This is a genomic window from Cellulosimicrobium sp. Marseille-Q8652 (assembly GCF_965112045.1).
Map to the genome: position 1 here is coordinate 392071 of NZ_CBCOPS010000002.1, position 15956 is coordinate 408026.

Here is a 15956-nt window from a genome sequence, read left to right on the forward strand (position 1 = left end):
CGATTGGGGCGTAGGGTCCGCATCGGATAGCCTCCTCGCGAAATCGGCCCGAAGGACACGGCGTGAAAATCTCAGTGATCGGTTGCGGTTACCTCGGTGCGGTGCACGCGGCGTGCATGGCGAAGCTCGGCCACGAGGTGGTGGGCGTCGACGTCGACGAGGCGAAGGTCGCCGCGCTCGCCGCGGGACGCGCCCCGTTCTTCGAGCCGGGCCTGCCCGAGCTGCTCACGGAGGTCTCCGGCACCGGGACCCTCCGCTTCACCACGGACATGGCGGAGGTCGCGGGCTCACAGGTCCACTTCGTCTGCGTCGGGACGCCCCAGCGCCGCGGCGAGTACGCCGCCGACCTGCGGTACGTCGAGAGCGCCGTCACCGCCCTGATCCCCCACCTGCGAGAGGGCGACCTGGTCGTCGGCAAGTCGACCGTCCCGGTCGGCACGGCCGCGGACATCGCGGAGCGGCTCGGGCGGGAGGCCCGCGGGGTGTCCCTCGCGTGGAACCCGGAGTTCCTCCGCGAGGGCTTCGCGGTCAAGGACACGCTCCACCCGGACCGGCTCGTCTACGGCGTCCCCGGCGCCGAGGCGGGGGAGCGCGCCGTCGCACAGCTCGACGAGGTGTACGCCGTCCCGCTGTCGGAGCACACCCCCCGCGTCGTGACGGACTACCCGACCGCGGAGCTGGTGAAGGTCGCCGCCAACTCGTTCCTCGCGACGAAGATCTCGTTCATCAACGCGATGGCCGAGCTGTGCGAGGAGACGGGCGCCGACGTCACGCGCCTCGCCGACGCGATCGGCTACGACGACCGCATCGGTCGCAAGTTCCTCAACGCCGGCCTCGGGTTCGGGGGCGGCTGCCTCCCGAAGGACATCCGCGCCTTCATGGCGCGCGCGGGAGAGCTCGGGGCGGACCAGGCCGTGGCGTTCCTCAAGGAGATCGACGCCATCAACACGCGTCGTCGGGTCCGGATGGTCGACCTCGCGCGCGAGGTGCTCGACGGCTCCATCGTGGGCAAGCGCGTCGCGGTGCTCGGGGCGGCGTTCAAGCCCAACAGCGACGACGTCCGGGACTCGCCGGCCCTCGACGTGGCGGTGCAGCTCGCCCGGCAGGGCGCGGACGTCCGCGTGACGGACCCCGAGGCGGTCCCGAACGCGCGTCGCCTGCACCCCGAGCTCCAGCTCGTCGAGTCCCTCGACGAGGCGGTCGTGGACGCCGAGATCGTGCTCCTGCTCACGGAGTGGCAGGACTACCGCGACCTCGTGCCGTCCGAGCTCGCCGAGAAGGTCGCGGGGATGCGGATCCTCGACGGACGGAACGTCCTCGACCCGGTCGCGTGGCGCGCCGCCGGCTGGACCTACCGGGCGCTCGGCCGCCCCTGACCTCTCGCCCTGGCGCGTCAGCCGCTGACGCGCTCGTCCCGGGCGATGCGCTCGAGGCGGGACGGGTCCTCGGTGCGGGCGAGCACCACGGAGCCGTCCGAGCCCCACGCGCGCAGGGCCGTCCGCAGGACGTCGTCGAGCGACCGCCCCGCGGCGGGCACGAGCTCGCGGCGCCCGGCCGCGGCCGTCGCGCCCGCCGTCCCGTCCCGCTCCGGGGGGTCGACGAGCTGCGCGTGCTCCCAGGTGCCGGCGCCGACGACCGCGGGGAGGCCGAGGTCCGGCTCGGGGGCCCAGGCGACCTGGTCGCCGTACGTCATCACGGCCGACGCCGCGTCGAGCGCCCCGGGCGGCAGGTCGCCGTCGAACCGCCGCGCGAGGGCGGGGAGCGAGACGGCGACGAGCTCGGCCGTGGACCCTGTCCACGCCGCGGGTCGCGCCGTCACGACGACGTCGGGCACCTCGGCCGGTCCGGTCGCCGGGTCTCCCTCCACCAGCACGACCGTCGCCCCGACGCGCCACACGGCGAACGCCCAGACGACGCTCCGCCAATGCACGGGGAGGTCGATCACGACGCGCGTTCCGGGGCCGGCGTCGAATTCCTCGACGAGCAGGTTCGTCGTCTTGTTGATCCAGTTTTCCAGCACGGCGCCGGAGAGCTCGACGCGTTCACCGTCGTCGCCGTACCACGTGAGGCGGGGACGGCCCGGCTCGCGGGTCAGGAGACGCAGCAGTTCAGCGACGTGCGCGGGTCGGCCCTGGGGAGCGCGCGGTCCGACCGCGCCGGCATGGGGAGAGGTCACCATGGCTCCACCCTAGGCGGTGTGTTATGCGTCCGGACATGTCGGGATTTCACCCCTCGGCCTTCGCGGGGTTATCACATTTCGGCTTGACGCCCGCGGATGACACGCGTGTAATTTCTTCAATGCAGTTTCTCGTGAACGGCATGAAGGGGCGCACGATGTGGAACATGCTGGACGGAGCCGGAGGGGACCTTCCCTCCGACGCAGGACGTGAGGTGGAGCGGGTAGCGCCCGTGCTGCCTCTCTTCGGCGAGCCGGTCGACGACGGGCTCATGGGATGGCAGGAGCGCGCGCTGTGCGCTCAGACCGACCCCGAGGCCTTCTTCCCGGAGAAGGGCGGGTCGACGCGCGAGGCCAAGAAGGTCTGCACGGGCTGCGAGGTCCGCGCAGAGTGCCTCGAGTACGCGCTCGAGAACGACGAGCGCTTCGGCATCTGGGGCGGTCTCTCCGAGCGGGAGCGCCGCAAGCTCAAGCGCCGCGTCGTCTGACGGGGCGCCTGCGGGCCGGACGGGACGGGCGGCGTCGAGCGCCGTCGGGACGTCCGTCCGTGACCTCTCCCGCGGGGTGCGACACCCCCGCCACACCGGGGCGCGCAAATGCCGGGTCCCGCGCCGTCCTCGTCGCATGATCGACGGGACATGACTTCGGACCTCACGAGCAGCGCGCGCGCCACCCAGCCGGGCACGGCGCGGACCGTGGTGCGCCCGTACGGCGAGCCCTCCTTCCCGACGTCGCCCCCGACGGGGGTGCCGGTCACGGCGCCGGACGTCGTCGCGACGGTGACCGGCGCGATGCCCGTCGTCGTGTCCGTGACCGCGGTGGTCGTCACGCGGGGACGGTCGCCGTACCTGCGCCGGACGCTCGCCGCCGTGCGCGCCCAGACCAGCGGCCCGGACGCCGTCGTGGTCGTCGACGCCGCGAGCGGGGGTCCGGGGGCCCAGCACCCCGACCTCCACCTCGGGGACGCCCGGTTCGTCGCGGCGCCCGGTGCCCGCTCGTTCGGCGACGCCGTGGACGCCGCCCTCGCGCACCACGACGCCGGCACGTGGCTCTGGCTCCTCCACGACGACTCCGCGCCGGCCCCCGACGCCCTGGCCGAGCTGCTGCGCGCCGTCGAGCACTCGAGCGCAGTCGCCGTCGCGGGGCCGAAGCAGGAGCGGTGGCTGCCCGGCCCGGAGCCGGAGCCGGCGGACCCGTTCGAACCCGGGAGCCCGGGGCGCCTCCTCGAGGTCGGCTTCACGACGACGCCGCTCGGCCGCCGCATGACGGGCATCGACGACGACGAGATCGACCAAGGCCAGCACGACGCGCGCGACGACGTGCTCGCGGTCGGCCTCGCGGGCGCGCTCGTGCGGCGGACCGTGTGGGAGGAGCTGGGCGGGACGGACCCCGAGCTGGGTCCGTTCGGCGACGGGCTGGACCTGTGCCGACGCGCCCGGCTCGCCGGGCACCGGGTGGTCGTCGTCCCGTCGGCCGTCGTGCGTCACGTGCAGGCGTCTCTCCTCGGGCTGCGGGACCGGTCCGCCCGTCGGCCCGGCGCGCACGCGCCGACGCCCGACCCGGACGCGTCGTACGTCCAGCGGCGGCGGGCGCACCTGCACGCGCGCCTCGTGGGTGTCGCCCTGCCGTGGCTGCCGCTCGCCGTGCTGGCCATGCTGCTCGCGGCCCCCTTCCACGCGATGTACCGCCTGCTCGTCAAGCAGCCCGGTCACGCGCGGGACGAGGTCGTGGCGCCGGTCTGGGCGCTCGCGCGGGTCGGGCCGGTCGTGCGGGCGCGCCGACGGGCACGCGGGACCGCGCGCCTGCCGCGCAGCACGCTCCGTCCGCTCCGGGGCACGTGGCGCGAGGTCCTCGCGGAACGTCGCGACCGCCGCCTCGCGCGCGCGGAGCTCCGGCGCACGGTGTGGGCGCCCACCGACATCGAGCGGCGCGAGCTGCGCGCGCTCGCCGTGCGCCGTCGCGCGGGGCTGGGCGTCGTGGTCGCCGGGCTGGCGGGGCTGACCGCGCTCGTCTTCGGCCCCCTCGTGGGCCCGCTCCTGGCGGGGGGCCGGCTCGTCGGCGGAGGCGTGCTGCCGGCCGGCAGCACGCTCGGGGACGTGTGGCGCGCGGCCACGACGGGCTGGGTCACGACGGAGCTCGGCGCCTCCGCGCCCGCCGACCCGTTCGTCTCCGTGCTGGTCCCCGGGGCGCTCCTCGCCGGGGGGTCGGCCCAGGCCGCGGTCGACGTCCTCGTCCCGGCCTGCTTCCTCGTGGCCGGGCTGGGCGCGTGGTTCGCGGCCGGCACGCTCACCCGGTCGGTGGCGCTGCGCGCGTGGGCGACGCTCGTGTGGGTCGCGGCGCCCAGCCTCCTCGCGGCCGTGGGCTCGGGCCGGGTGGGGGCCGTCCTCGCGCACGCCGCGCTGCCGTGGGTCGCGCTGACCGTCGTGCGTGCCGTCGGCCTGCAGCGCGTCGACGTCGTCGCCCCGCCCACGCCCGACGCGCCGCACCGCTCCGCACGGCCCGAGCCGGGTTCGCTCGCCGCCGCGGCGGCGGCCGGCTTCGCGTTCGCGGTCGCGGTCGCCGGGGCACCCGTCCTCCTGCCGGCGGGTCTGCTGGCCCTGGGCGTCGCGGCGCTCGGCGTGCGCCGCCACCGTCGCTACCTCGCGCTCGTCCCGGTCCCCGCGCTCGTGGTGTTCGCGCCGTTCCTGGTGCACGTGGCCCGCACGTGGTCCGACGGCGGGTGGCGGCTCCTGCTCGCCGACCCCGGGGCGCCCGTCGCCTCCGACGTGGCACCCGGCTGGCAGCAGGTGCTCGGGCTCCCCGTCGCCCCGCAGCCGTGGTTCGGCGCGGACGGGACGGACGCCGTCGACCTCCTCGCGCGGTGGGCGCCCTTCGTCGCGGGCGGCGTCGTCGTCGTGCTCGCCGTCGTCGCCGTCGCGCGGGGCCGTCGCGTCGCCGTGGGCGCGTGGTTCGTCGCGGCCGCCGGGCTGGCCGTCGGGATCCTCGCGGGCGCCACGACCGTCGCCCCCGGGCCGGCGGCCGACGCCACGGTCACGGGCTGGCCGGGCGCGGGCGTGTCGTTGACGCTGCTCGCGCTCCTCGGCGCGGCGCTCGCCGGTCTGCCGCGGCTCCCGGACCGGGACGGGCCCGCGTGGCGCACGGGGAGCGTCGTCGCGCTCGCGCTCGTCGTCACCCTGCTCCCGCTGGGGACCGCCGCGTCGTGGACGACGCAGGTCCTCGACCGGACCGACGCGAGCGTCGGTGCCGTCCGCGCGACCGCGCAGCCGGTCGTCCCGCCGGTCGGGCGGCAGATGCAGACCTCCCCGCGCCAGGCGCGCGTGCTGACGCTCGAGCCCGGGGCGGACGGCGTCGTCGCGTACGCGGCGCTGCGCGGGGACGGACCCCAGGCCGTGGACTCGTCCGCCGTCGTGCGGTCGCGCCAGGCGGTCGCTCCGGGGGTCGTCGAGGCGGACCTGCCCACGACCGTCGCCGAGCTCACCGCGGGGACGTCCGACGACGCCGCCGCGAGCCTCGCGCGGCTGGGCGTCGGCGCCGTCCTCGTGCCGGCGTCGGTCCCGGTGGACCAGGAGCGCGCCGAGCTCGTCGCGCGGCTCGACATGGTGCCGGGCCTCGAGCGCATGACGGAGGGACGGTCGGAGGTGACGTGGCGGGTGGCACCCGAGGGCGTGGAGCCGTCGTACGCGCGGCTCGAGTCGGCCGACGGCGCCGTCGAGCCGCTCGCCGCCGACCGGAGCGCCCTGCGACCGGTCGACGCGCGCGTGGCCGCGGGGCCGGCGGACCGCACGGTCGTGCTGGCGGAGAACGCGGGTCCGGGCTGGCGCGCGACGCTCGACGGCCGGTCGCTCGACGCGGTCGACCCGGCGCTGACCGGCGGTTTGCAGGCGTTCGAGCTCGGCGCGGACGGCGGGCGCCTCGCGGTCTTCCACGCCGCGGACCACCGCACGGGGTGGCTGGCCGTCACGGGCGTCGTGCTGCTCGTGTACGTCCTGCTCGCGGTCCCGGTGCGGCGACGACGGCCGGTGGCCCGATGACGGGCCCGCGGCACGTCCTCGGCCGGCTCGCGAGGACCGGTGCGGGAGTGGTCGGCATCGTCGCCGTCGGCGCGGTCGCGGCGTTCGGCGGTGCCCTCACGGAGCGCGTGCCCGAGCTGGCGGTCGCCGACCCGGTCCAGCACGTGACGGTCGCCCCCGCGCAGGACCTCCTCGTCTGTCCCGGCCCGGCACGTCTCACCGACCCCGAGGCCGTCGGCGACGCCCAGTTCGCGCCGGCGCCGGTCGGGACGTCGAGCGTGCTGCGCACCGCGGTGCAGGGCGTCGCGACGTCGACGCTCACGCCGCTCGACGGCGGCGCGGGCGCCGAGCTGGACGCCACCGCGGACGCCGTCGGACCGGTCTCGACGACCGTGGAGGACCCGACCGTCGGGTCCGTTCTCGCGGTCCGGCCGGGCGAGGGCGACCCGCCCCGCTCCGCGGCGTCGGTGGGCTCCTCGACGAGCGCCGGCGACCTGCGCGGCCTCGCCGCGGCGAGCTGCGGCCGCCCGGGGGTGAGCCAGTGGCTCGTCGGCGGCAGCACCGAGATCGGCAGCAGCGCTCAGCTCGTCCTCCAGAACCCCGGCCTCACGCCGGCCACGGTGCAGGTGAGCGTGTGGGGCCAGGGCGGCCAGGCGGTGCTCGCCGGGGGCGGGCAGCAGCTCGTCGGACCGGGCGAGGAGGTCGTGACGCTCGTCGAGGCGGCCGCGCCCGAGCAGCGGCGCCTGGTCGTGCACGTCGAGGCGTCCGGCGGCCTCGTCTCGGCGTACCTGCAGCACACCACCCTCGACGGGCTCGTCCCTCTCGGGCTCGACTACGTGGTGCCGGGCGCGGAACCCGCCCACGACCTCGCGGTGACCGGGCTCGCGAGCGTGGGGGAGGCCGTCGACGACCCGCACGCGCCGCGGCTGCGCGTGCTCGCCCCCGGTCCGGACCCGGGGACGGCGCGGGTCGTCGTGCACGGTGCCGACGGCGTCGTGCCGCTGCGCGGGGTCGAGGAGGTCGCGCTCACGCCGGGTGTCGTGACGGACGTGTCGCTGGGCGGCCTGCCCGCGGGCCGGTACACCGTCGCCGTCCACGCGGACGTCCCGGTGGTCGCCGGCGGGTCGGTCGACCGGCGGGGCGAGCCGGACCCCGACCTCCTCCACGAGGAGCGCCAGTACGACCGCGCCTGGGTCGCCGCGGTGCCGCTCGTGGAGCCCGACGCGGCGTCGGGGCCGGTCCGCGCGGGACAGGTCGCGCTCGTCCCAGGCACGTCGTCGAGCCTGTCGCTCGCGGCCGTGCCGCTCGACGGCGAGGGGAACGAGGCGGCCTCCGGCGAGCTCGGGCTGGTCGTGCGCGCCTACGGCGCCGACGGCGCGCTCCTCGGCGAGAAGTCCGTCGCGGTCGCCGCGGGCACCACGGCCACGCTCGCGCCCGAGTCGCTGCGCCCGAAGGGGTCCGACGAGGCGCCGGCGAGCGTCACCGTCGACGTGGACCAGGGCGCCGACGGGCTGGTCCCGCTCTGGTCGGTGCTCGCGAGCGCCGGGCCGCCGAGCGGGGAGAAGGGCGACAGGACACCGAGCCTGCTGTCGGTGCTGCTGCCGGTCGGGGACGGCTCGGCCCCGCGCGAGGTCGCGGTCCGCGCGACCGGGACGGCCGGCCTCGGCGGGTAGCCGGCGACCGCCCGGCGGGAGGCGTCAGTGGTCGCCGGTGTAGCGCGGGTCGATCTCCTCGGGCGAGCGGGCGAGCAGGTGCGCGACCTGCTCGACCACGACGTCGCGCACGAGGTCCTCGAGGTCCTCGGCGTCCAGCGCCCTGGCCTCGACCGGCCGGCGGTAGACGACGACGCGGGCCGGCTGGCCCGACTCCGCCGGGAAGCAGCGCCCGAGCGGGACCCCGCCCTGCTCCCACGGCGCGGGGTCCGACGGCGGGACGTCCTCGACGGCGAACTCCGTGCCGCGCAGCTGCTTGGCCCACGCCCGTTCCACGCGCTCGACGACCTCGACGACGACGTCGTCGAAGCGCTCGGCCCGCGTGCGGTTCGCCGGGGCGGACGGCGGGAGCAGCGGGCCCCGGATGCCGCGACCCCGACGGTCGCGGCGTCGTGCGGCCGGACCGTGGCCGCCCGGACCGGGAGCCCTGAGCGGGATGTCGAGGTCGTCGGACGACGGGTCGCCCGGCACCTGCTCCGCGGGAGCGACGGGGCGGCGACCGGCGGCGCGGTCGCGCGACCGGCGTCCGCGCCCCGCCGGCTCGGGCCGGGAACCAGGGAAGGAGGGGAAGCCGCGCACACGACGACTGTAGACGCGCGGGACGGGTGCTGTCCCGCAGCGCCCCGGCGAGCCGGTGACCCGCGCACGACGGCGTGTGCCGCGTCCGCCGACCTCGGGAAAGGCGTAAGGTCACCCCGTGAGATCCGTCAGGCAGTGCTCGCGCACGGCGTGCGTCCGTGCCGCCGTCGCGACCCTCACCTACGTGTACGCCGACTCGACGGCCGTCCTGGGCCCGCTCGCGCACCTCGCCGAGCCCCACAGCTACGACCTGTGCGCCGAGCACGCCGAGCGCCTCACCGCCCCGCGGGGGTGGGAGGTCGTGCGGCTGTCGCCGGAGTTCGTCGAGACGGGCCCGAGCGACGACGACCTGTCGGCGCTCGCGGACGCCGTCCGCGAGGCGGGCAAGGTGCGGAGCGACCCGGAGCCGGCTGCCGTCACCGAGGTCGGACGGCGAGGTCACCTGCGCGTGCTGCGCGCCGAGGGCGACTGAGGCGTCCGGCCTGCCGGTCCTGCCCCGCCGTCCGCTCCCCTACGGGGTCCAGACGCACACGACGTGGCCGTGCCCGCCGACCTGCAGGGGACCGGTGCGGTGCGGGACGAACGCGGACTCGCCGCGCGCGAGGACCAGGTCCTCGTCGCCCCCGTGCAGGACGGCCTTCCCGTCGAGGCACAGGACGATGCGCGGGCCGTCCGACGGGAACGTCAGGACCTCGTCCTCGTCGACGTCGGCGACGACGAGCCCGAACTCCTCGACCGGGACGCGGTACGTGTGGAGCTGTCCGCGGTCGCCGGAGGTGGTGACGGTGGGGACCGTCGGACCGCTCGGCTCGAAGACGGCGCACTCGACCAGCGCCGCCTCGTCGACCCGCTTCGACGTGAGGCCCGCGCGGAGCACGTTGTCCGAGCTCGCCATGACCTCGATGCCGAGGCCGCTGACGTAGGCGTGGACGACGCCGGCCGGGATGAACAACGACTCGCCCGGCTCGAGCGTCACCCGGTTGAGCAGGAGCGAGACGAGGGCCCCGGGGTCGCCGGGGTGCTGCTCCGCGAGGAGCATGACGGTGCGGTCGGCTCGCTCGTAGGGCGAACCGGCGTGCAGCCGACGGCGCACGGACTCGAGGGACACCTCGAGCGCGGCAGGGGTCCCCGCGTCGTGCCGCGAGGCGACGAGCCCCGTGAAGGCGGTGCGGATGCCGCGGGCGGACCGGTCGGAGGAGAGCACCTCGCGGACCGTCGCGACGAGCGGCCCGTCGAGGCCGTCGAGGAGCGAGAGGACGGCGCGCGGGGTGCGGAAGCCGACGAGCCCCTCGAACTGCGAGAGGGCGACGACCATCTCGGGCTTGTGCTGGTCGTCGTGGAACGAGCGGTCGGGGGACCCGTGGGGCAGCCCGTCGAGGTTCTCGCGGTTGAAGCCGGCGCGGGCGTGGTGGGGCCGCGGGTGCACCTGGAGCGACAGGGCGCGGTCCGCGGCGAGCACCTTGAGGAGGTAGGGCAGCCTCGGGCCGAAGGTGTCCGCCACGCGTCGGCCGAGCATCCCCTCCGGGTCGCTCTGGACGAGGTCGGCGAGCGAGACGCCCTCGGTCGAGGCGCCCGGTGCCGCGTCCAGCACCGTCGACGGCGCGCTCCGGTGCGCTCCGAGCCAGAGCTCCGCGGCAGGACGGCCGTCCGGGGTCGAGCCGAGGAGCTCGTGGATCCGCGTCGGCGAGCCCCAGTCGTAGTGCTGGACCGTGTTGTCGAGCCGGAAGTGCCGGGTGAGCATGGTGAGAGGTCTCGCGTTCGTCTGGCGGGGCGCGTCCGCCCCGCGCGGGCCGTTGAGGTCTCCGGCCAGCGTAGCCGAGGCGTCCGCACCGCCGGGGCGCCGCGCGGGACTCCGCCCGACGACGGCCGGTGGTCCGTCCCCACTACTGTTGTCGGGTGACCACGAGCGATCTCTCCCACCTCATCAAGGCCTACGACGTGCGCGGCACCGTCCCGGACCAGCTGAACCCGGGGGTGACGCGCGCGATCGGCGCCGCGTTCGCCCGGGCGGTCGTGCTCCCGGAGGCACCGGTCGGCGACGGGGCGGCGCGGCCGAGCGTCGTCGTCGGGCACGACATGCGGGACTCCGGTCCGGAGCTCGTCGACGCGTTCGCCGCGGGCCTCGCCGACGCGGGCGTCGACGTGGTGCGCATCGGGCTCTGCTCGACCGACGGGCTCTACCACGCGTCGGGCGTCCTCGGCGTGCCGGGCGCGATGTTCACCGCGAGCCACAACCCCGCCGAGTACAACGGCATCAAGCTGTGCCGCGCGGGTGCGCGGCCCGTCGGCCAGGACTCCGGCCTCGCCGACGTCCGCCGCCTCGCGGAGGGCTTCCTCGACGACGGGCTCCCGTCCCCGGTGGCGGAGCGAGGCACGGTCACGGACCGCGAGATGCTCGCCGACTACGCGGCGTTCCTGCGCGGGCTCGTCGACCTGTCCGGCGTCCGGCCGCTCAAGGTGGTCGTCGACGCGGGGAACGGCATGGGCGGGTACACGGTCCCCGCGGTCCTCGGGACGGGTGCGGGCCTGCCGGCGCTGCCCCTCGACGTCGTCCCGCTGTACTTCGAGCTCGACGGGACGTTCCCGAACCACGAGGCCAACCCCCTGGACCCGAAGAACCTCGTCGACCTGCAGGCCGCGGTCGTCGAGCACGGGGCCGACATCGGGCTCGCGTTCGACGGCGACGCGGACCGCTGCTTCGTCGTCGACGAGCAGGGCGCCCCGGTGTCGCCGTCGGCGATCACGGCGCTCGTGGGCCTGCGCGAGGTGGGCAAGGAGCTCGAGGCGGGTCGTACGCCGACGGTCATCCACAACCTCATCACGTCGCGCGCGGTGCCCGACTTCCTCGGCGCCGCGGGCGCGCGGACGGTGCGCACGCGCGTCGGCCACTCGTTCATCAAGGCGCAGATGGCCGACAACGACGCCGTGTTCGGCGGGGAGCACAGCGCGCACTACTACTTCCGCGACTTCTTCTTCGCGGACACGGGCATGCTCGCCGCGATGCACGTGCTCGCGGCGCTGGGCACGCAGCCCCACCCGATGTCGGCCCTCGGGGAGATGTACGAGCCGTACGTCGCGTCCGGGGAGATCAACTCCACCGTGGCCGACGTCCCGGCGGCGCGGGCCCGCGTGGTCGAGGCCTACGTGACGCAGCAGGGCGCCGGACCGGTCGAGGTGGACGAGCTCGACGGGCTGACCGTCTCGCACTGGGACTCCCACCCCCAGTGGTGGTTCAACCTGCGCGCGTCGAACACCGAGCCGCTGCTGCGGCTCAACGTCGAGGCCGCGGACCAGGACATCCTGGAGAAGGTGCGCGACGACGTCCTGTCGCTCGTCCGGGCGGACGACGCCGCGGCACCGGGCACGAGCGAGGAGCGAGCATGAGCCTGCAGGTCGACCCCTGGGTGCGCGAGGCGCTGCGGTGCCCCGTCACGGGCGCGACGCTCGTGGACGGCACGGGCCCGGACGGCGCACCCGAGCTGCACTCGACGGACCCCGAGCGACCCCTCGCGTACCCGGTGCGGGACGGGATCCCCGTCCTCCTGGAGGACGACGCCCGGGCGCTCTGAGGCGCAGCACGAAGGCCGGCTCCCCGCGGGGGAGCCGGCCTTCGGCGTCCGACACCGTCGTGCGGACGTGGCTGCGGACCGAGGACCGCAGCCGGTCGGTGGGGGAGGCAGGCGTCAGACGCCCGCGGCCTCCTTGAGGTCGTCGACGAACGTCGGGTTCTCCTCGAGCCACGCCTCGACGGCGGCGTCCTCGTCGGAGTACTCGTCGGAGTTGAACATCATGTTCTCGAGCGAGAACAGCTGCTCGTCGTCCAGCTCGAACGCGCCGACGAGCTTCGTGAGCGTCGGGTAGCGGTCCTCGAAGTCGCCCGCGCCGTACGTGTGGATCTCCTCGGCGTCGCCGAGCGTGCCCTCGGGGTCCTCGAGGTCGCGGACGGGGAACTCGTCGTAGGCCCAGTGCGGGCGCCACAGGGTCACGGCGATGTTCTCGCCGGAGCCCGTCGCGCCCTTGAGCTCGGCGAGCATCGCGGGGGTCGACGAGATCGTGTAGTCCATGTCCTCGAGGCCGTAGGTCGGGATGACCTCCTCCTGCGTGACCTTGGTCAGGCCCGCGCCCGCCTCGATGCCGACGAGCTTGTTGCCGTACTCGTCGGCCATGCCCGCGAGGTCCTCGAGCGACTGGGCCGGCGAGTCCTCGTTCACCGCGACGGTGAGCTTCGCGTCGTCGTACCAGACGCCGAGGTCGGTGACGTCGTCGCCGTACTCCTCCAGGTAGGACGCGTGGGTGATGGGCAGCCACGTGTCGAACAGCAGGTCGAAGTCGCCGCCGGCGAGACCGGTGAAGACGATGCCGATGTCGGCGGTCTGCGTCTCGACGTCGTACCCCTCGTCCTCGAGGATCGCCTTCCACAGGTGGGAGACCGCGATGCCCTCGTCCCAGCCCGAGGGGATGCCGATCGAGACCGACGTCTCGTCCTCGCCCGTGGAGGCGTCGCCCGAGTCACCGGACTCGGTGTCGGACGCGCAGGCGGACAGGGTGAGGCCGAGGACGGCCGCGGTGGCGACGGCCGCCGTGCGGCGGGCGGTGCGGTGGGTGGTGCGTGCGGGGGTCATGCGTTCCTTCCTTGGGCCCGTGCGGGCCCGGTCGGGTGGTGCGCGGCGGCGCGGGGTCGTGCCGCGCCGCCGGTGGCTCAGACGCGCGCGGCGGCGAGAGCCCTGGAGACGGGGGCGCGGTCGGCGAGGGCCGACGTCACGCGGTCGAGGAACATCGCGAGGATGACGACGGACAGGCCGGCCTCGAAGCCGAGGGCCACGTCGATGCTGCTCAGCGCCTGGACGACGGGCTGCCCGAGGCCGCCCGCGCCGACGAAGCCGGCGATGACGACCATGGACAGCGACAGCATGATCACCTGGTTGACGCCCGCCATGATCGTGGGCATCGCGAGGGGGAGCTGGATCTGGCGCAGGATCCGCCCGGGGGTCGAGCCGAACGCGTGGCCGGCCTCGACCACCTCCTTGTCGACCTGGCGGATGCCGAGCTCGGTGAACCGCACGCCCGGAGCCATCGCGAAGACGATCGTCGCGATGATGCCGGGGACGGGGCCCGTGAGGAAGATGACGACGGTCGGGATGAGGTACACGAACGCCGGCATGGTCTGCATGAAGTCGAGCACCGGTCGGACGGTGCGCGAGACCCGGTCGTCGCGCGCCGCCCAGATGCCGAGCGGTACGGCGATCGCGAGGGTGATCGCCGTGGCCAGGAGCACGAGCGCGAGGGTGTCCATCGCGTTGTCCCACTGGGCGACCCCGGCGATGACGAGGAAGCCGACGAGCGAGCCGACGGCGAGCTTCCACCCCTTGGCCGCGAACGCGACCGCGGCGAGCGCGAGCGCGACGATCCAGAAGGGAGGCGTCGCCAGGACGGTCTCGAACACGTCGTAGACGCTGGTGAGCACGTCCTTGACGACGTCGAAGACGGGGTCGAAGACGTCGGTCACCCAGTCGACGAAGGCCTCGACCCACTCGCCCAGGGGCAGGCGGGGAACGAGCGTGTCGGTCATCGGGCACCTCCCCCGGTCACGGGACGGCCGTCCACGGCGCCGTCCTCCACGGGGACGTCGGGCTCGGGGGACTGCGCGGCGGGGAGGTCCTCGGCGCGGTCGTGCGCGACGGCCTCCTGGACCGCGGGCACGGAGACCTCGCCGGTGCGGGGCTGGTCTCCCGGGACCATGGCCTCGAGGAGGGTCACGCGGGGCACGACGCCGACCAGGCGGCCCGCCTCGTCCGTCACGGCCACGGGCAGCGGCGACTCCGCGGCGGGCGCGAAGATCTCGGCCAGGGCCGTGTCGGGGGAGACCGGCGTGACGCCGTCCCGCACGATCCCCTCGAGGGACTCCTTGCCCGCCTTGATCGCGGCGACCGCGTCGTCGTCGCGCACGACGCCCTGCAGGCGGCGCTGGCGGTCGACGACGTACGCGGCCGACACCTGCGCCTCGCGCATGGTGCGGCTCGCCTGGCGCGGCCCGCCGCCCATCGGCACGACGACGGCCGGGCGCACCATGACGGACGACGCGGTGAGCACGCGCGTGCGGTCCACGTCGGCGACGAACTGCGCGACGTAGTCGTTCGCGGGGTCGGACAGGATCTGCTCGGCGGTGCCGATCTGGACGATGCGGCCGTCGCGCATGACGGCGATCCGGTCGCCCAGGTGCATGGCCTCGTTGAGGTCGTGCGTGATGAAGACGATCGTCTTGCCCAGCGTCTGCTGCAGCTCGAGGAGCTGCTCCTGCATCTCGCGGCGGATCAGCGGGTCGAGCGCGCTGAACGCCTCGTCCATGAGGAGCACGTCGGTGTCGGCCGCGAGGGCGCGGGCGAGCCCGACGCGCTGGCGCATGCCGCCGGAGAGCTGCGACGGCAGGGAGTCCTGCCAGCCGCCGAGCCCGACGAGGTCGAGCGCCTGCTGCGCCTTCTCGCGGCGCTCGGCCTTGCCCATGCCCTGGATCTCCAGGGGGTAGGCCGCGTTGTCGAGGACCGTCCGGTGGGGGAGGAGCGCGAAGTGCTGGAACACCATGCTCACGTGCTGGCGCCGCAGCGCGCGCATCTGCTGCGCGTCCGCCTGGGCGAGGTCGGTGCCGCCGAGCAGGACCTGGCCCGACGTCGGCTTCCACAGGCCGTTGAGCATGCGGATGAGCGTCGACTTGCCGGACCCGGAGAGGCCCATGACGACGAAGATCTCGCCCTGCCGGACGTCGAAGCTCGCGTCGATGACCGCGGCGGTGCCGAGCGGCTTGACGTCGTCGCGCGACGCGCCCTGCTCGAGCCGTCGGACGGCTTCGACGGGCCTGCGCCCGAAGACCTTGTAGACGTCGCGGACCGAGAGCGCGGTCTCGCGCCCGGCGCTCGCTGCGGGGTCGGTGCCGGGACGGCCGCCGGGTTCCGCGGGGCCTGGTGGTGCCGTGGTGCTGAGAGCTGTCATGCGGTGGTGTCGCCACCTTCCGTCCGTGGACCGGCGTGCCCGGGCGCGCCGGACGGTCGCCCCGGGAGGGGGACGTCGACGGTGGCACGGGACGAGGTCCCGGTGCGAGGACGGCCTCCGTCGGGCGGCTCGTCCGGCCGACGCCCCCTGCAGGGCCGGCGCACACAGGACCTCACGCTGATCCGATGTCAATCGGTTCCCCAGCACCCTGCCTCAATCCAGGCCGAATTGCGACCGAGGTCCCGGGATCTGGGGACGTTTGCAGAGGGATTCTTGACCCATGATCGTTGGCAGCGTGCGGATCACGCCGGATCGCGGATCGTTATCTCTTCGTGATGTTGATTCGGTCAAGAGTTCGTGATAGCGCGCGCGCCCGCGCCCGGAAGGTCCCGGTCCGCCTCGCGGCTCGCTGGGTAGGGTGGGGGTGTCCGTCGGCGAGGTCGACGGACAGGCGCGGACGGGAGCCCCCAGCGCAGACCTCGACCGTGATCGTCC

The 15956-nt window shown here is 75.2% G+C and carries 13 protein-coding genes; 7 read left to right on the plus strand and 6 right to left on the minus strand.

The window, feature by feature from the left end; translation table 11 throughout:
* Nucleotides 1-62: 62 nt before the first annotated feature.
* Entirely contained in the window at nucleotides 63-1376 is a 1314-nt protein-coding gene (locus tag ACWPWV_RS11715) for a UDP-glucose dehydrogenase family protein (protein WP_454043162.1), read from the plus strand.
* A gap of 17 nt (nucleotides 1377-1393) precedes the next feature.
* Here the strand turns inward: ACWPWV_RS11715 and ACWPWV_RS11720 are convergent, their stop codons facing one another.
* Nucleotides 1394-2179 (minus strand): TIGR03089 family protein, encoded by a 786-nt coding sequence (locus ACWPWV_RS11720; protein WP_454043163.1) that lies wholly within the window; start codon nucleotides 2177-2179, stop codon nucleotides 1394-1396.
* 155 nt (nucleotides 2180-2334) lie between these two features.
* On the opposite strand from ACWPWV_RS11720, the gene ACWPWV_RS11725 reads away from it, so the two are divergent.
* The 3 genes from ACWPWV_RS11725 to ACWPWV_RS11735 all read left to right on the plus strand — a co-directional run bounded on the left by ACWPWV_RS11725 (nucleotide 2335) and on the right by ACWPWV_RS11735 (nucleotide 7859).
* Complete coding sequence (locus tag ACWPWV_RS11725) at nucleotides 2335-2664, plus strand: WhiB family transcriptional regulator (protein WP_454044527.1); 330 nt, start codon at nucleotides 2335-2337, stop codon at nucleotides 2662-2664.
* A 150-nt stretch (nucleotides 2665-2814) separates the two neighbouring features.
* Complete coding sequence (locus ACWPWV_RS11730; protein WP_454043164.1) at nucleotides 2815-6207, plus strand: glycosyltransferase family 2 protein; 3393 nt, start codon at nucleotides 2815-2817, stop codon at nucleotides 6205-6207.
* Nucleotides 6204-7859, plus strand: a complete 1656-nt coding sequence (locus ACWPWV_RS11735) for a DUF5719 family protein (protein WP_454043165.1) — start codon at nucleotides 6204-6206, stop codon at nucleotides 7857-7859. The genes ACWPWV_RS11730 and ACWPWV_RS11735 overlap by 4 nt, the downstream gene beginning before the upstream one ends.
* 24 nt (nucleotides 7860-7883) lie before the next feature.
* Here the strand turns inward: ACWPWV_RS11735 and ACWPWV_RS11740 are convergent, their stop codons facing one another.
* On the minus strand, nucleotides 7884-8477 hold the full coding sequence (locus tag ACWPWV_RS11740) for a metallopeptidase family protein (protein ID WP_454043166.1): 594 nt from the start codon (nucleotides 8475-8477) through the stop codon (nucleotides 7884-7886).
* A gap of 118 nt (nucleotides 8478-8595) precedes the next feature.
* Here ACWPWV_RS11740 and ACWPWV_RS11745 point away from each other — a divergent pair, with 118 nt between their 5' ends.
* The gene (locus ACWPWV_RS11745) at nucleotides 8596-8949 is read left to right on the plus strand and encodes a DUF3499 domain-containing protein (protein ID WP_454043167.1); all 354 of its coding nucleotides are present in this window, start codon (nucleotides 8596-8598) and stop codon (nucleotides 8947-8949) included.
* 39 nt (nucleotides 8950-8988) lie between these two features.
* Here ACWPWV_RS11745 and manA read toward each other — a convergent pair whose 3' ends face one another.
* The gene (gene manA / locus ACWPWV_RS11750; protein WP_454043168.1) at nucleotides 8989-10218 is read right to left on the minus strand and encodes a mannose-6-phosphate isomerase, class I; all 1230 of its coding nucleotides are present in this window, start codon (nucleotides 10216-10218) and stop codon (nucleotides 8989-8991) included.
* A gap of 155 nt (nucleotides 10219-10373) precedes the next feature.
* Here manA and ACWPWV_RS11755 point away from each other — a divergent pair, with 155 nt between their 5' ends.
* Together ACWPWV_RS11755 and ACWPWV_RS11760 are read left to right on the plus strand one after the other, a co-directional pair.
* Nucleotides 10374-11861 (plus strand): phosphomannomutase/phosphoglucomutase, encoded by a 1488-nt coding sequence (locus ACWPWV_RS11755; RefSeq protein ID WP_454043169.1) that lies wholly within the window; start codon nucleotides 10374-10376, stop codon nucleotides 11859-11861.
* Entirely contained in the window at nucleotides 11858-12046 is a 189-nt protein-coding gene (locus ACWPWV_RS11760) for a Trm112 family protein (RefSeq protein WP_454043170.1), read from the plus strand. Before ACWPWV_RS11755 ends, ACWPWV_RS11760 begins: the two co-directional genes overlap by 4 nt.
* Before the next feature lie 114 nt (nucleotides 12047-12160).
* On the opposite strand, the gene ACWPWV_RS11765 is transcribed toward ACWPWV_RS11760, so the two are convergent.
* The 3 genes from ACWPWV_RS11765 to ACWPWV_RS11775 form a co-directional block, all read right to left on the minus strand.
* The gene (locus tag ACWPWV_RS11765) at nucleotides 12161-13099 is read right to left on the minus strand and encodes a glycine betaine ABC transporter substrate-binding protein (protein ID WP_454043171.1); all 939 of its coding nucleotides are present in this window, start codon (nucleotides 13097-13099) and stop codon (nucleotides 12161-12163) included.
* Between the two features lie 77 nt (nucleotides 13100-13176).
* On the minus strand, nucleotides 13177-14046 hold the full coding sequence (locus tag ACWPWV_RS11770) for an ABC transporter permease (RefSeq protein ID WP_454043172.1): 870 nt from the start codon (nucleotides 14044-14046) through the stop codon (nucleotides 13177-13179).
* Entirely contained in the window at nucleotides 14043-15461 is a 1419-nt protein-coding gene (locus ACWPWV_RS11775; RefSeq protein ID WP_454043173.1) for a quaternary amine ABC transporter ATP-binding protein, read from the minus strand. The genes ACWPWV_RS11770 and ACWPWV_RS11775 overlap by 4 nt, the downstream gene beginning before the upstream one ends.
* Nucleotides 15462-15956 lie beyond the last annotated feature (495 nt).

Bases quoted from the DNA above. Each gene is read 5' to 3' on its own strand.
- ACWPWV_RS11720 (WP_454043163.1), bottom strand. From the start codon at position 2,179: ATGGTGACCTCTCCCCATGCCGGCGCGGTCGGACCGCGCGCTCCCCAG.
- ACWPWV_RS11775 (WP_454043173.1), bottom strand. From the start codon at position 15,461: ATGACAGCTCTCAGCACCACGGCACCACCAGGCCCCGCGGAACCCGGC.
- ACWPWV_RS11725 (WP_454044527.1), top strand. From the start codon at position 2,335: ATGTGGAACATGCTGGACGGAGCCGGAGGGGACCTTCCCTCCGACGCA.
- ACWPWV_RS11760 (WP_454043170.1), top strand. From the start codon at position 11,858: ATGAGCCTGCAGGTCGACCCCTGGGTGCGCGAGGCGCTGCGGTGCCCC.
- ACWPWV_RS11730 (WP_454043164.1), top strand. From the start codon at position 2,815: ATGACTTCGGACCTCACGAGCAGCGCGCGCGCCACCCAGCCGGGCACG.
- manA (WP_454043168.1), bottom strand. From the start codon at position 10,218: ATGCTCACCCGGCACTTCCGGCTCGACAACACGGTCCAGCACTACGAC.
- ACWPWV_RS11765 (WP_454043171.1), bottom strand. From the start codon at position 13,099: ATGACCCCCGCACGCACCACCCACCGCACCGCCCGCCGCACGGCGGCC.
- ACWPWV_RS11770 (WP_454043172.1), bottom strand. From the start codon at position 14,046: ATGACCGACACGCTCGTTCCCCGCCTGCCCCTGGGCGAGTGGGTCGAG.
- ACWPWV_RS11735 (WP_454043165.1), top strand. From the start codon at position 6,204: ATGACGGGCCCGCGGCACGTCCTCGGCCGGCTCGCGAGGACCGGTGCG.